Origin of the sequence: Paenibacillus sp. BIHB 4019, from assembly GCF_002741035.1 — a bacterium.
In the GTDB taxonomy this organism is placed as follows: Bacteria; Bacillota; Bacilli; order Paenibacillales; family Paenibacillaceae; genus Pristimantibacillus.
Genome location: NZ_CP016808.1, coordinates 1,249,150 through 1,263,037, shown reverse-complemented (window position 1 = coordinate 1,263,037; position 13,888 = coordinate 1,249,150). Strand labels below are relative to the sequence as shown.

At 48.1% G+C, this 13,888-nt stretch carries 12 protein-coding genes; 9 read left to right on the top strand and 3 right to left on the bottom strand.

The genetic code is table 11. The features are described 5' to 3' along the window. Positions 1 to 4: 4 nt before the first annotated feature. Positions 5 to 412 carry a DoxX family protein gene (locus tag BBD42_RS05325; RefSeq protein WP_099517316.1) on the top strand — a complete coding sequence of 136 codons (408 nt, stop codon included), beginning with the start codon at positions 5 to 7 and terminating at the stop codon, positions 410 to 412. Between the two features lie 136 nt (positions 413 to 548). Here the strand turns inward: BBD42_RS05325 and BBD42_RS05320 are convergent, their stop codons facing one another. Continuing rightward, the gene (locus BBD42_RS05320; protein WP_099517315.1) at positions 549 to 3,401 is read right to left on the bottom strand and encodes an S-layer homology domain-containing protein; all 2,853 of its coding nucleotides are present in this window, start codon (positions 3,399 to 3,401) and stop codon (positions 549 to 551) included. Positions 3,402 to 3,752: 351 nt separating this feature from the next. Here BBD42_RS05320 and BBD42_RS05315 point away from each other — a divergent pair, with 351 nt between their 5' ends. From BBD42_RS05315 to BBD42_RS05300, 4 genes are all read left to right on the top strand, one after another. Next, positions 3,753 to 4,928, top strand: coding sequence for an FAD-dependent oxidoreductase (locus BBD42_RS05315; RefSeq protein WP_099517314.1), 1,176 nt, complete (start codon positions 3,753 to 3,755; stop codon positions 4,926 to 4,928). After that, a complete protein-coding gene (locus BBD42_RS05310) occupies positions 4,925 to 5,632 on the top strand; it encodes an MBL fold metallo-hydrolase (protein WP_099517313.1) in 708 nt (235 codons plus the stop codon). The genes BBD42_RS05315 and BBD42_RS05310 overlap by 4 nt, the downstream gene beginning before the upstream one ends. 72 nt (positions 5,633 to 5,704) lie before the next feature. After that, positions 5,705 to 6,403: a TetR/AcrR family transcriptional regulator gene (locus tag BBD42_RS05305; RefSeq protein ID WP_099517312.1), complete on the top strand. Its 699-nt coding sequence runs from the start codon at positions 5,705 to 5,707 to the stop codon at positions 6,401 to 6,403. 156 nt (positions 6,404 to 6,559) lie between these two features. Continuing rightward, complete coding sequence (locus tag BBD42_RS05300) at positions 6,560 to 8,197, top strand: alkaline phosphatase (RefSeq protein WP_099517311.1); 1,638 nt, start codon at positions 6,560 to 6,562, stop codon at positions 8,195 to 8,197. 118 nt (positions 8,198 to 8,315) lie between these two features. Here the strand turns inward: BBD42_RS05300 and BBD42_RS05295 are convergent, their stop codons facing one another. Beyond that, complete coding sequence (locus BBD42_RS05295) at positions 8,316 to 8,855, bottom strand: hypothetical protein (protein ID WP_099517310.1); 540 nt, start codon at positions 8,853 to 8,855, stop codon at positions 8,316 to 8,318. Positions 8,856 to 8,985: 130 nt separating this feature from the next. Between BBD42_RS05295 and BBD42_RS05290 the strand changes: the two genes are divergently transcribed. Continuing rightward, the gene (locus tag BBD42_RS05290) at positions 8,986 to 9,633 is read left to right on the top strand and encodes a DUF3885 domain-containing protein (RefSeq protein ID WP_099517309.1); all 648 of its coding nucleotides are present in this window, start codon (positions 8,986 to 8,988) and stop codon (positions 9,631 to 9,633) included. A 21-nt stretch (positions 9,634 to 9,654) separates the two neighbouring features. Beyond that, the gene (locus BBD42_RS05285) at positions 9,655 to 10,179 is read left to right on the top strand and encodes a nucleoside deaminase (protein WP_172455402.1); all 525 of its coding nucleotides are present in this window, start codon (positions 9,655 to 9,657) and stop codon (positions 10,177 to 10,179) included. Between the two features lie 143 nt (positions 10,180 to 10,322). Here BBD42_RS05285 and BBD42_RS05280 read toward each other — a convergent pair whose 3' ends face one another. Beyond that, positions 10,323 to 11,780 carry an alpha-L-fucosidase gene (locus BBD42_RS05280; RefSeq protein WP_099517307.1) on the bottom strand — a complete coding sequence of 486 codons (1,458 nt, stop codon included), beginning with the start codon at positions 11,778 to 11,780 and terminating at the stop codon, positions 10,323 to 10,325. A 126-nt stretch (positions 11,781 to 11,906) separates the two neighbouring features. Here BBD42_RS05280 and BBD42_RS05275 point away from each other — a divergent pair, with 126 nt between their 5' ends. Together BBD42_RS05275 and BBD42_RS05270 are read left to right on the top strand one after the other, a co-directional pair. Further along, on the top strand, positions 11,907 to 12,731 hold the full coding sequence (locus BBD42_RS05275) for an AraC family transcriptional regulator (protein ID WP_099517306.1): 825 nt from the start codon (positions 11,907 to 11,909) through the stop codon (positions 12,729 to 12,731). Positions 12,732 to 12,886: 155 nt separating this feature from the next. Beyond that, positions 12,887 to 13,786, top strand: a complete 900-nt coding sequence (locus tag BBD42_RS05270; protein WP_099517305.1) for a manganese catalase family protein — start codon at positions 12,887 to 12,889, stop codon at positions 13,784 to 13,786. Positions 13,787 to 13,888: the final 102 nt, after the last annotated feature.

The window sequence follows — 13,888 nt, the reverse complement described above, 5'->3', positions numbered from 1 at the left end:
GAAGATGCGGCAGCAGCGGACAACGGCAGCCAGATTCATTGGCTGTGTATTATTTGCTTTATTATTTGTGGCTGCGGGGTTTTATCATTTTCGGGAGGCGCAGGGCTTTGCTGAAATGCTCCCCGATTTTGTTCCCTTGCGGCTTGAAATCATTTATGCGACAGGTATAGCGGAGTGGATATTTGCGCTGCTGCTGTTAGTGCCAGCTGTGAGGCGGCAGACGGGAAATTGGATTGTTTGGTATTTAGTGCTGATTTTTCCCGCTAATATTTACGCTGCAATCTATGGGATTCCAGCTCCCGGATCGACAGACACCTCGCAGGCAGCGTTATGGATCAGGCTGCTGTTCCAGCCGCTGCTAATCTGGTGGGTTTGGTGGGCGACACGTTTGCCGAACACTCGTAACAGCTAGGTGCGAGGAGCAAGCCTATAGTTAGAAAGGCAAAAAAACAGCATGACCGCTGAATCGGTCATGCTGTTTTTTGATGGTTCATACAACGCCTGCTTGAAGTTTAAGGCGCTGCCGCTGCGTTATTTTTTACAGACTGTTAAGGTGCTGTTTGTGGATCAGGTTGCTGCTCCTGCTCCGGTTGTTGTTCTGGTTCTTCTTCTTGCTCCGGTTCTTCAGTAGGTCTTTGATTGTTATCTACAAGGTTCAGACCCCGTACAGGATTCGTATTCGAGAATGCATTAACATCCGTGAATGTAACTTGGCCATCCGTGATGGTCATCGTGAATACCGTCCAATAAATCTCGTTGCCTCTATCGGTTGGCACTTCGTACACTTTGATTGGTGTAGGGGAAGAACCGCGGTACACTTCAATTTTGGCACCGGAAGCCGAAATTGTGCTTGCTCCGGAGTAGTGATGCACATAGAAAGTATACGTGCCGTTTGTATCTTTACGGATTGTTGTTGTTTCTGGTCCATATGATGACGTGTCATCTAAATCCAGATCAGCAATTTTGGAATTGTTATAATAATAAGCTTTATCCGCATACCAAGTGTGGAAGATTCCGCCTTGTACAGCTGGGCCAATGAGATGGGAATCCAGATCGGCAGGGTCCTTGCCCCATGTTAATACGATACGCGTTTCATTTTCAGACGGGATGCCGATTGCAGTCTGGTTTTCATTTTGGTTATTTACATTTACTGCCGAGACAGCAGTCATATAGGTCGTTACATATGGCGTGCCTACGCCGCCCAGCTCACCTGTGTAAATGCCAGGAGCCAAATAAATGTAATATCTTCCGTTAGCATCGGTTACAGCTGTTCCAACAACAGGGCCACTTGTAGCACCGAGGCCTTTGCGGAACTCAATCGTCAGGTTAGCTACAGGATTACGGGCAACATCGTTGATGGTACCGCCGAAGCCTGTCAGTTTAACTGCGCCGCTTTGGCTGCCTGCGAACTTGGTTTTGGCTTCATTCGCTTCTACATGTACGTACAGCGTGGAGCCATAGCTTTGAACCGGATTAAAGGTGATTTTGCCATTCGCATATTGCAAGCCGCTCAGCTCATAAGCTGCACCGTTCAATGTTGCGGAAATTGCGAAATCAGACAGGCTCACATCATCCACTTGCTGATCAAAAGCAACATCGACTGCGCCGTTCGTTACTTGTACAGCGGAAATCGTCGGGTACCCTTGCTCATAAACGGCTACCGTTACAGGAACCTGCACATTGTACAAGCCATAGGTTGCTGTAATGAAGGTCGTGCCTTCGCCGACAGCTTTAACCTTGCCATATACGACTTCAGCTACAGAAGCATCTGAACTGGTCCAGTTGGAATGCGTCGTAATATCTTTAGCGTTAGCTGTGTATTTCACGCCTGTCGCAACGATTTGACGAGTTGCTCCAATCGCTGAAAGCTCAAAGCCTAGTGCAGGTTCTGCAATGATGCTGGAAACCGCAGGATCTGCTTGCAGGTTTGGCTGGCTTGGCAGCGAGCTGAAGTCTACGCCGTCTGCATTGACCACTGCATCAGTAATCGAACCTTGTCCAAGGAAGGAAACGATCGCATCAAGTACGGCATTTGCAACGTTAGAGCCTTGTTCCAGGTGGAAAACGCTATTCAGTGCGCTTGCGAATACATTCAGTTCGCCGATAGAGCCGTTCTCGCCTAGCGTGATGGCTGCTTGCTCAGCATAGACGGAAACCGAATTAAATACGCCGTTTAACGAAACTTGCGCGTTATGTGGAACGTTGCTTGCGATGTTGATGTTTCCAACTTGTCCAACCCCTGGCTGTGTCTCGATAATAGCGCCAGAGCGAATTGTAACCTGCTGGACATCTGTCTCATTTTCCAATACGAGACGAATGCTTCCATCTTGCTTGTCTACAATGACGGTTGCCAGAGTGGAGTTTTGTACGTGAATACTGTTAGGGCCGCCGCCATTAATGGTCGTCGATCCGCTAACGGTAACGTTCTGGAGCGTTACATCGCCATTGCCAATGCTAGTTTCCAAGTACAGATTACCCGAAATCGTTGTGTTTTTAAGAGTAACATTCGCAGTGTAGATGCGCACATCGCCAGTCACCGCACCCAGCGTATGTTCACCTGCGGAATTAATGGAAGTGCTCGTCGAACCGCCGTTATTTCCACCGTTATTCCCGCCACTGTTTCCACCACTGCTGCTGTCTGATGACTTCGGCGGGTTTGTTGGGGTTGGTGCAGCAGATGGTGCAGGTGTAGCAGCTGCACCGAGCGAAGCGGCTGCCAGCTCATAGGTCGTCTTATTGAAGACAAATTCGTAGGCTAGACGCGCTAACGCTTGACGATCGGCTACGCCCGCAGGATTGAAGCGAGTTGTACCGTCTGCATTGGCTACGCCTTTAATGAAGCCGATTTGGTAGGCGAAGGAAACAGAGCTTTTCGCCCATGCCGATACAGTGGAGAGATCCGCAAGCTTCTCATCCAGCGCTACCGCTTTAGCAGCTTGCTCCAAGCCGAAGGCGCGAACGAAAAATACAGCGAGCTCTTCGCGTGTAACGGTTTTGTTCGGAGCAAATTGGTCGGCGGAAACGCCTTGCGTAATGCCGGATTTCACAAGTGCGCCAACATATCCGTTATACCAGCTGTTGCTGTCCACATCTTTGAAAGGTGCTGCGCTTGCAGCATCTTGCTCTTTGCCTAGTGCAAGCACTAGCACTTTAGCTAGCTCCGCGCGTGTAATGGAGTTCGAAGGCTTAAAGCTGCCGTCGCTATAACCGCCGAGAATGCCTTTTTCTACTAGAGCGGTTACTTCATCCTTGGCATAAGATTTCCCGATGTCTGTGAACGACACGGAGGAGGAGGCTGCCTCTGCCCCAAAAGCGATATAGTTCGTGGAAAAAATCGATAAGACCATTGCAAAAACAAGTGCGACAGAAATACGTTTGCTTGCCATGTTGCCAATCATCATAACTCTCTCCCTTATCTATTCTCTGTTTGTAAAACAATTGCATATTGTGCATAGGACCTAAAATATTGAGACTATGTACTTACTCTTGAAGATGAAAAAAATAGGTCTTTTTGCTCAATAGTATAATACTACCATGGAAAATTATGTTGAGGGAAGATGTTTTATTGAATTTATCAAATTATTTTGATGAAAAAAGCAGAATTAACTCGATTTTTAGCGGGTACAAAGCTCATCGAGAAATATTTTTATTGTTGATAACGAACTATGTTCTTTACGAACGGTGTTCGTTATGTTATAACTGATTTACGAGTTTTAGACGAAAGTTAAGTAAGTAAAAAGGAGCTATGAAAAATGAGAAACGAGCATAAACGAATCGCTATTATTGGGGCTGGGCCAGGCGGGCTTACGCTGGCACGCATTTTACAGCAAGCGGGATATGAGCCTGCCATTTATGAACGAGCAGCCTCTTCGGCCGAGCTGCAGCAAGGAGGAACGCTGGATCTGGAAGAGAACACAGGGCAAAAAGCACTCCGGTCTGCGGGGCTTCTGGAGAACTTTTTGGCAGCTTGCCGTTTTGAAGGAGAAGCGCTTAAAGTGACGGACAAACAAGCAAACGTGTTTTATGAAGAAGCTGCAAAACAGTCAACGATTAAATCGGCAGCAGGCGGAGGGCGTCCCGAAATAGATCGGGCCAAGCTTTCTAGTCTGCTGTTTCAATCCTTAAGGGCGAATTCGATTCGTTGGAGTCATAAACTTATGCAGGCTGTGCCGCTGGAGCATGGCCGACATGAATTGCAGTTTGAAAATGGCCATACCGATCAGGTAGATCTCGTAGTTGCTGCCGACGGCGCTTTTTCACGGATTCGCCCGCTGCTTAGCGGTGAAAATGCCGCTTACTCAGGCGTAAGCATGATTGAGCTCAACATCATAAATGCTGCGGCACAATTTCCTGAGCTTGCAGCCTTCAATGGGACGGGAAGCATGTTCGCCCTTGATGACCAAAAAACGATAATGGCGCAATTTAATGGGGATGATCGAATACGTATATATCTTGGTTTTTCGGCGGAAAGAGAATGGCTGGATAACAATGGACTCGACTATACGGAGCCGGCATCCGTTAAGCGCAAGCTGCTTTCCTTATTTGAGGATTGGAGCGAGGAACTGAAAAATTATATTTTGCATGCGAATGGGCCCATCACGCCAAGAAGAATTTATATGCTGCCTGTTGGACATAGGTGGGAGAATAAACCGGGCGTAACGCTAATTGGCGATGCCGCCCATCTCATGTCTCCTTTTGCCGGCGCGGGTGCAAATTTGGCTATGCTGGATGCTGCCGAGCTGGGAGAAATGATTATTCATCATTCAGACCTTAACGAGGCGGTTCAAGCCTATGAATTGAAAATGTTTGAATATGCGGGCGAGCTTGCAGCAGAAACGCAAACGAATATGGCATTATTTTTTTCTGACCAGGCAGCACAAAAATTAGGAGAAAAAATGAAAGCAATAATAGGAGGCCAACAAATATGAACAACATAAAAGCGATTATCCCATTCGATTTAAACATCCCTTTGGCGAACGGAGTTTGGACGATTACACCTACGCTAATCTCCTCTGAAGAAGGTAACCTACTGGTAGATACGGGCATGCCTGGAATGACTCAGGAAATGGTATCACAGATGCAGGCGGCTGGTTTTTCCATTGATCAATTGACGGGCATTGTGCTCACCCATCAAGATATCGATCACATCGGAAACGTTTCTCAAATGCTGGAGCTGAAACCGGGAATCGCCGTTTATGCCCATGCCGCAGACAAGCCGTATATTGAAGGAAAGCTTCCGCTAATAAAGGAGCCGCATAAGATGCTTGAAGCATTCGGCACTTATGAGGCAGCCTCCAGCGACATTGTGACTGATATCGTCTCAGACGGTGAGCAGCTGGATTTTGCAGAGGGCATCGTCGTTATTCACACACCTGGCCATACACCCGGACATATTAGTCTATATGATCGAGCGACTAAGACGCTAATTGCCGGAGATGCGATGGTTGTGAGAGGGGATCAGCTGTTAGGGCCGAACCCGATGCAGACGACTGATCTGGACGAGGCCTACCAATCCTTAGCGAAGCTCGCAGCCTACGATATTGAAAAAATCATTTGCTTCCATGGCGGAGTGTACGACTTGAATGTGAATGAACGAATTGCGGCGATTGCCGCAGCGGGTCCTTCTGTCTGAAGAAGGCCTCATTGCAGGCTCAGAACATCATAATGATTTTACTAACTCCTGCAAGCATGCTATAAGTGAACTATGGATAATAACAATCGAACTATCATTAGTCGTCGGTCGCGGCCAGCGAAAGAGCCGTTAAGCAAAGAAATCATTGTCAAAACGGCGTTTGAATTATTGAAAAATGAAGGGATTTCCGGGCTGACTATGCGTAAAGTAGCCAAAGCTTTGGATACAGGCCCATCCTCGTTGTATGTGTACGTCCGGAATGTCCAGGAGTTGAACGCTTATGTACTCGACTATGGCTTAGGCCACATTGTTCTGCCAGGTGTTCAGAAAGGATCTGATCAGGAACAGCCATGGAAACATGCATTATTCGCAGCGCTCTGTGCTTATCAAAAGACGCTTTTTGAATGGCCCGGCATTGCGGAGCTTGCTTTAACTACAATGCCTATTGGACAGCATTCCTTAACCATTACGGAGTATATTTTGGAACGGCTGCACGAAGGAGGCATTCCGTCCGCCGCTGCGGCGTGGGGAGTCGACTTGTTTCTGCTCTATGTTTCCTCCTCCGCATTCGAGCATACGGTCTGGAACGGCAAGGAGGAGGGCTCCAATTTTCACACGGCTCAGCAGTCTTACCAATCCGTTGATGCTGCCAAATATCCAATGATTGCCCGCTTGCAGAAAGAGCTGTTCTCTGGCAATCCCGAAAACAACGAGCGGTTTATTTGGGGGCTGGAGGTTATTTTACAAGGGATGATACAAGTAAAAGCCTAGATGGGCGCGAGAATTGGATTTTCAATAAGATGTCCAAAATTGGGTAATTGTTGTAAATTTACAAATAATTAAAGTGTCCTTTACATTCCTCTATCAATTCTCTATTAAACTAGTTGTGTTGAAGCATTATCCAATCTAGTTAATAGGAGGATGTACATGTTAAAGAGGTTCCATGCTCGTGCAGCCAAGGTAGCACTTGCAGTAGCGACTATTGTGGCAGTAATAACTGTAGGGGGAAACAGCGGAGTGAGCGCAGAGGATGAGCAATCGCCAATTAAAAATGTGATCATTCTCATTCCTGACGGCATGGCAAATGATGCAACGGCGCTCGCCAGATGGTATAAAGGCTCTTCCTTAACGCTTGATCAAATGGCAAGCGGCATGGTCCGCACACACTCGGCAGACGCGCCGATCGCGGATTCTGCCCCTGCGGGCACCGCTTTTGCTACTGGACATAAATCGCACACGGGGTTTGTTGGCGTTTTGCCGGACAAGGCTACGATGCCAGGCCAGAAGGCTATCGCCCCGGGCGATGAGAGAAAACCAATCGCTTCTGTGCTGGAAGCGTCCAAGCTTGCGGGAAAAGCGACGGGCATCATTGCAACCTCGGAAATTATGCATGCGACTCCGGCTGATTTTACCGCTCACTATCCAGACCGCAAAAACTACGATGCCTTGAGCAAGCAGCAGGTATATAATCAGGTCGATGTTGTATTGGGCGGGGGCAGCGATTATTTGGTTCCGTCCGGCCGCAGCGATGGCGAAAATTTGGTTTCTTCCATTAAAGCGCTCGGTTACGACTATGTGACGACGCCAGCAGCGATGAAGGCCTCCAAATCAGGCAAGCTGTGGGGCATGTTCGCTCCGGCAGGCTTGTCCTATGATATGGACCGCGATCCCGCTAAGCAGCCAAGTCTCGCCGACATGACGCAAAAAGCGATCGACATTCTTTCCAAGGATAAAGACGGCTTTTTCCTCATGGTAGAGGGCAGCAAGGTGGATTGGGCCGCTCATGCCAACGATCCAATAGGTATTATTAGCGATGTGCTGGCTTTTGATAATGCAGTTAAGGTAGCGCTGGATTTTGCGAAAAAAGACAAGCAGACAGCTGTTGTTGCTGTTACCGACCATGGCAATGGCGGATTAACGATTGGCAACGCCGCAACGACAGGCACCTACGATAAAGAGCCGTTGTCCACCTTCATTGGCCCGCTGAAGAAAGCGAAGCTGACGGGCGAGGGCTTGGAAGCGAAGCTGGATGCGAAGAGAACGAACATTAAATCCGTGCTTCAGCAATATTACGGTATTTCGGATTTGACGGCGGAGGAAATGGCGGCGATTAAAGCTGCGGAGCCGGGCAGAATGAATTATGCAGTTGGCCCGATGATCAGCAAGCGCGCAGGTATTGGCTGGACAACTGGCGGACATACGGGCGGAGATGTGGTGCTGTACACGTACGCTCCGAATAATGACCGACCATTTGGCGTCATCGACAACACCGATATTGCGAAGTATATGGCGCGCGTGCTGGATCTTGATCTGGATGCAGTCAGCAAGCAGCTGTTCGTGCCGGCGAAGCAGGCGTTTACGGCTAAAGGAGCGAAATACGAGCTTAACCTGAAGGATGCGAAAAACCCTGCCATCCTCGTGACGAAGGGCAGCCAGAAGCTGGAGCTGCAAATTTACAAAAACATCGCCGTCCTGAACGGAAAGAAAACGACCCTTAAAGGCGTCATCGTTTACAACGGAACCGATGCATTTGTGCCGCAGGATGCTGTAGATCTGATAAAATAAGCGATATATTGTGAAAATAGTACAAAGAGCAAGAGCCCGCATTGGCTGCGGGCTCTTTTTTTTGCGGCTATGGGCTGTATAGGCTATGGAATGATTAGCCTGTTAGGCCGTGGGCCGCTTATTTTCCCTCCATGCTTGCAGCGGAAACCTCGCCCAGCGCTCGCAAAGTCAACAGAACATGCTCCAGCAAGCTCGGAATATCCTCCATTTGCTCCTCGTTGATTTTGCGCTTGAACGGCAGCTTGATCTCGCTTAGATGCTCCGTCTGCCCCTCTGAGAAGACAAAGCTGAGCGTCTGCACAGGGACGGGGTTTTCCGGCCAAATTCGCTGGAATACCGCTTCAATCTGCGGACATTGCTGCTCGAAATCTTTCACTCTCATATGAAAAAGCAAGCTCAGTTCGCAGCTGGGCATCTCTCCCGGCAGCTCCAATAGCTCGGCGGCCAGCTCCTTCAAGGAGGCTTCGAGCCGCAGCTCGGCGGTTACAGCTTCCTGCCCGGTCAAGTGGAAGGCAAGACTGAAGGCTCGTCCCATCACGGACATTTCCATCGTATCTTTGCGGCCTGTTATCTGAATCGTTTCGTCCAGCGTATCCAGATCGTACAGCTGATTCTCAAAAGCAACCTTCAAATTTTCGAATACGGTTGGATCAAACATCTTTTTTCCCTCGCAGTGGTCGTATTTTAAATGTCGAAGCTAATGTTGAAGCGTTTCAATAGAGCTGTATCCATTATACAATGGTTTTCTGGCGGAGGTGGGAACGATCAGATTTGAATGGGGTGATGGGATGGCGTTTGATTCACATTTAGATCATTTATTACTGCATTATTTTAAAGGCCTGCCTTTAAAAAGCCCGATATTTTATAATGCGCCAGTGGGCATTAGATTCGAAATGGGCGGAGACATTTGTGAAGCTGCGGCTAGAGCTGAGAAAGTCAAAAGCAGAGCGCTGGTTTTATTTAATGCAATTAATCGATACGAGGATTTTATTTATTTTGTGCTGTTCATGGATAGCTGGGACGAGCACCCGGTTACTCTTTTTGAAAAAGATGTGTATAAGACTTTCAATGATTATATTAGCGGCTTTCCTATTAGTGAAGTATCAAAGCAAGAGCAGGAATATCGATACAAGGGCCTGAATGATGCGGGTGATATTGTGACGGTAAGGTACTATGCCCGCATGAAGCTTCAAAATTTGAACGTTAGTCCTCTTTTAGAGGCGATTGCAAATCGTTCTCTTGGTCTTGAGCCTATTATTGATGGGGATATATATATCATTAATGAAACGAACAAAACGATTTTTCACCTTTATGATGACAGAGGACTGGACATTATCGCTGAAAAAGTGGAGGTGTTACGGGGGATATATGAGCAGTATAATGATTGGATTTTAGATTATGATCGGAAGATAGTAGACGAATTGTTTACGCTGTGAATTTTTGGAGGGATAATTGGAATGGACGAGCATTATAAGCATTTGCTGCTCGCTTTTGAAGAGGCGGAGCTGGCTCGGCAAGAAGGCACTTTTCCGATTGGAGCCGTCATCGTAGACAGACGTGGATCAGTTATCAGCAGGGGCAGAAACAGGGTTTTCTCTGGCTGTGATACTACTGCCCATGCGGAAGTGGACGCGATTAGACGAGCGGGGAACCACATGCTCCAGCTTGAAAATAAAAGATTTATCGCGGACAATGGACTGACGCTGTATACGACCTGCGAGCCATGCCCTATGTGTACAGGGACGATTGTATTGTCGATGATCAAAAAAGTTGTATGGGCAGCGAATGATGCGGATATCGGAGCTTTTAAAATTTTTAAGGATGGCCTAACCGCCTTGCCTATATTTAATCAATTGCTCAACGACATTGAGGTAGTTGCCGCGCCCTACCGCGATCTTGAAATAAGGCAGAGAAAGCTGCTCGCGGAGTGGAATATTAGCAGAGGTTATGTGGATACGCATTGGGACAATGAATTAGCATAATGACTTAGCGTATAGAAGAGAAGTGTAATCAAGTATCAGCGTCCTTAGCATTTGCAAAAGAGTCAACTGCAAAACCCACCGCTAGCCTTTATCCGGCTGTAGGTGGGTTTGCTTTTTTTTGACATATGGATATCTTGATCTGATTAATCCACTGTAATCTTCAACACAACTGGATAAGGACTGCGCACATCATTCGTCTTCACAACAAGTGCTTCTGCTGTACGCTCCCATACAGGCTGCTCCTCGAAGCCGAGTACTTCGACCTGCTGAATAATGCCTTGGAAATCGTGGGATTTCTCCTTCAGAGACGTAATTTTCACCTCGCCGTCCTCTGGATAGACGAGCACGGTCGCATACAGACAGCTTCCCTTCACTGTAAAGCGAATATCCTGCGGTGTGAAAATTTTGCTTTTACCGTCCGTAAACTGTCCCTCTACAACCTTCGTCGGTCCTTCCCCATAAGTACGCCAGTAGCTCGTATCATAGATGGCCTCGCCGTTCGTCTCAAGCCATCCTCCAATCGCGAGCAAAATGTCCTGATCCTCCTGCGGGATCGTGCCATCGGCTTTCGGGCCAACATTGAGCAGCAGATTGCCGTTTTTGCTGACGATATCGACCAAATCTTGAATGAGCTCCAGCGGCGATTTATAATCATTGTTAGGCGTGTAGCTCCATGAGTTTCGGGCAACAGCCGTATCGGTCTGCCAGTAATACGGTTTCAGCTCAGCGAATTGTCCGCGTTCCACATCGGGAACGGCGCTGCCGAGCATATAGGCGTCATGCTTATAGTTAATGATGCCCTCAAAGCCAAGCTGAGCAGATTTATTGTAATAATAGGCCGCGAGCTTTTTCAAATACGGCTTGAACGAGGCATGCTGAATCCACCAGTCAAAATATAAAATTTTCGGCTCATAATTATCGATCAGCTCGCAGCAGCGAATGAGCCAATCCTCTAAATATTCATCTGTCGGAGGGGATTCATACAAGTTGTGATGATCCGGCTCCGGCATAGAAGGCCAATACAAGTCGCCGCATTCAAGCGGTTCATGGAGATCAGATTCAAACTCCTTGCCATGCGACAGGAAGAACCAATGCTCTGCACGGTGGGAAGAGACGGTGAAGGTCAAATTCTTTTGCTCAAAGGCGATTTTCATTTCATTCAGCAAATCCCGTTTAGGACCCATTTCATAGGCATTAAAGCGGGAAATGGCGCTTTTGTACATTTGAAAGCCGTCATGATGCTCCGCAACGGGCATTACATATTTCGCTCCCGAGCGCTGGAACAGGTCAGCCCATTCATCGGCATTAAATTTTTCAGCTTTAAACAGGGGGATAAAATCCTTGTAGCCAAAGTTTTTATGCTCGCCATAGGTGGCAATATGGTGCTCATATTCCTTGCTGCCCTGGATATACATATTCCGCGGATACCATTCGCTGCCGAAGGCCGGAACGGCGTACACGCCCCAGTGAATGAAGATGCCGAATTTAGCTTGCTTATACCAAGCCGGAACCTCAAATGCGCCGAGAGATTGCCAATCGTCACGATAAGGTCCCTGCGCAATCGTTGCGGCTATTTGGTTCAAATACTCTTGTTTATTCATGGTTTCTGTTACCGTCCTTTCCGATTTGAAATCTACATGGCTATTCTAGCAAGCGCTAACAGGATTAAGAATGTGGGACACTAACTTTTATTTGTATAAAATTAACCATGGAAGCGGGTTTGCCCCATGAATGCTCATTCCTTGCTCGCCTATTATTTGTCCCATATGCAGGTCGAGCTCTTTATCGCCCATCACAATACGGTTAGCTCCGAATGGCGGGATCTCGATTTTACGCCGGATTACAGCAAGTTTTATTTTATCGAGCATGGCAGCGGCTGGCTCAAAATCGGGGATGAGGAGTATTCGCCTGCTCCAGGCGAGCTCATTCTGGTGCCAGAGGGCATGCCCCAATCGTATTCGGTCATAGAGGGAAGCGCCCCATACCGCAAATATTGGTGCCATTTCAGCGCCAAGGTTGGGGAGATTAACCTGTTCAAGCTGCTGGATGTGCCTTATCTGTGCACGGCTGCTGATCAGGAACGGGTGCGGACGATTTTTGCCGAGCTGGTGTTTTATGCGAACGATCAGACAATCTATGCCAGGCTGCTTGCAAAAGCGAAGCTGCTGGAGCTGTTTTCATTGTTCATTATGCAGCAGGGCGAGGCGAGCATCAGCTTGAAAAATGCGGCTGCCACCCAGCGGCTGACGGAAATTTTGAGCTATATCCATATGAATAGCGGCAGCGACATTACCATTCAAGATCTGGCAAAGCGGGCGTGCCTGCATCCGAACTATTTTATAAGAATGTTCAAGGAGCAAATGGGCGTGCCCCCGATTCAATACATCGCTCGTTTGAAAATCGAAAAAGCGAAGGAGCTGCTGGCTGATTCATCGCTTAGCGTTAGCGAGGTCGCCGAGCAGGCGGGCTTTAATGACCTGTTTTATTTTTCAAAGCAATTCAAGAAAATCGCGGGCCTGTCTCCAACGGAGTTTAGAAAACAAGGGCTATAAAAATCCACAGAGGTCATCCAAATTCGGGATAACAGCTTTATGCTCCCAATCTTCTCATTTACGGATATCGTTCCCTGATCCAGCAAATAATAAAGCGTCGCAATTTGTTAGCGCTGCCAGAGAAGTCCGATACTGACTATGATGGAGGGTAAAGCATGTTCAAACGTTTGGATGAGGTGTTGATTGAAATTCCGAATGTCGGGCGGCCTGAGCCGAACGCGGCGGCAGCGGTGCAAGAGCTGCTGGGCGGAAAATTTGGCGAAATGTCCACGCTCAACAACTATTTGTACCAGTCGTTTAATTTTCGCTCGAAAACGAAGCTGCGCCCGTTTTATGATTTGGTAACGAGCATTACGGCGGAGGAGCTGGGCCATGTCGAGCTCGTCTCCCACGCGATTAACCATTGCCTGCATGGCTCCACAACGCCGGGCAAGCCGGATGAATCGCCGCTGAAATCCGTTAAGGACTGGCGAATGTCGCTTCCTTTCTTGTCCGGCGGACAAGGCGCTTTGCCCGTTGATTCAATGGGCAGGCCGTGGACGGGCGACCATGTGTTCAACAGCGGGAATCTCGTTGAGGATTTGCTGCATAATTTCTTCCTGGAAGTTGGCGCCAGAACCCATAAAATGAAGGTGTACGAAATGACCTCCCATCCGGCCGCGCGTGAAGTAGTCGGCTATTTGCTCGTGCGGGGCGGTGTCCATGTCGTGGCGTATGCCAAAGCGCTGCAAGTGGCGACCGGCGTCGATGTCACGAAGCTGATTCCAATTCCTTCGCTTAATAACAAAGCGTTCAATGAAGCGCGCAAGTATGAGGAGAAGGGCGTTCATACGAAGCTTTATACGTATAGCGACAACGATTTTAAAACGATTGACCAAATTTGGAAGGGCACGCATCCAGAGGACGGGCAGCCGCTTGAGGTTATTCATGGGGTGCCGAAAGGCGTGCCTGTACCGGAATATCCAGAGGTGGAGGAAGAATTCGCGCCGGGCATTTTCGCTGAGGATTTTGCCGCCATTGCGGAGAGGCTGAAAGCCGCGGGTAATATTCATTAACCTTGCCTAAAAAAATAACGCCAAACAGCCAGCACCTGCCGACTATTTTCGGCTAGTACTGGCTGTTTATTTTTCAAACCTCTGCTACGGCGACAAAATGTC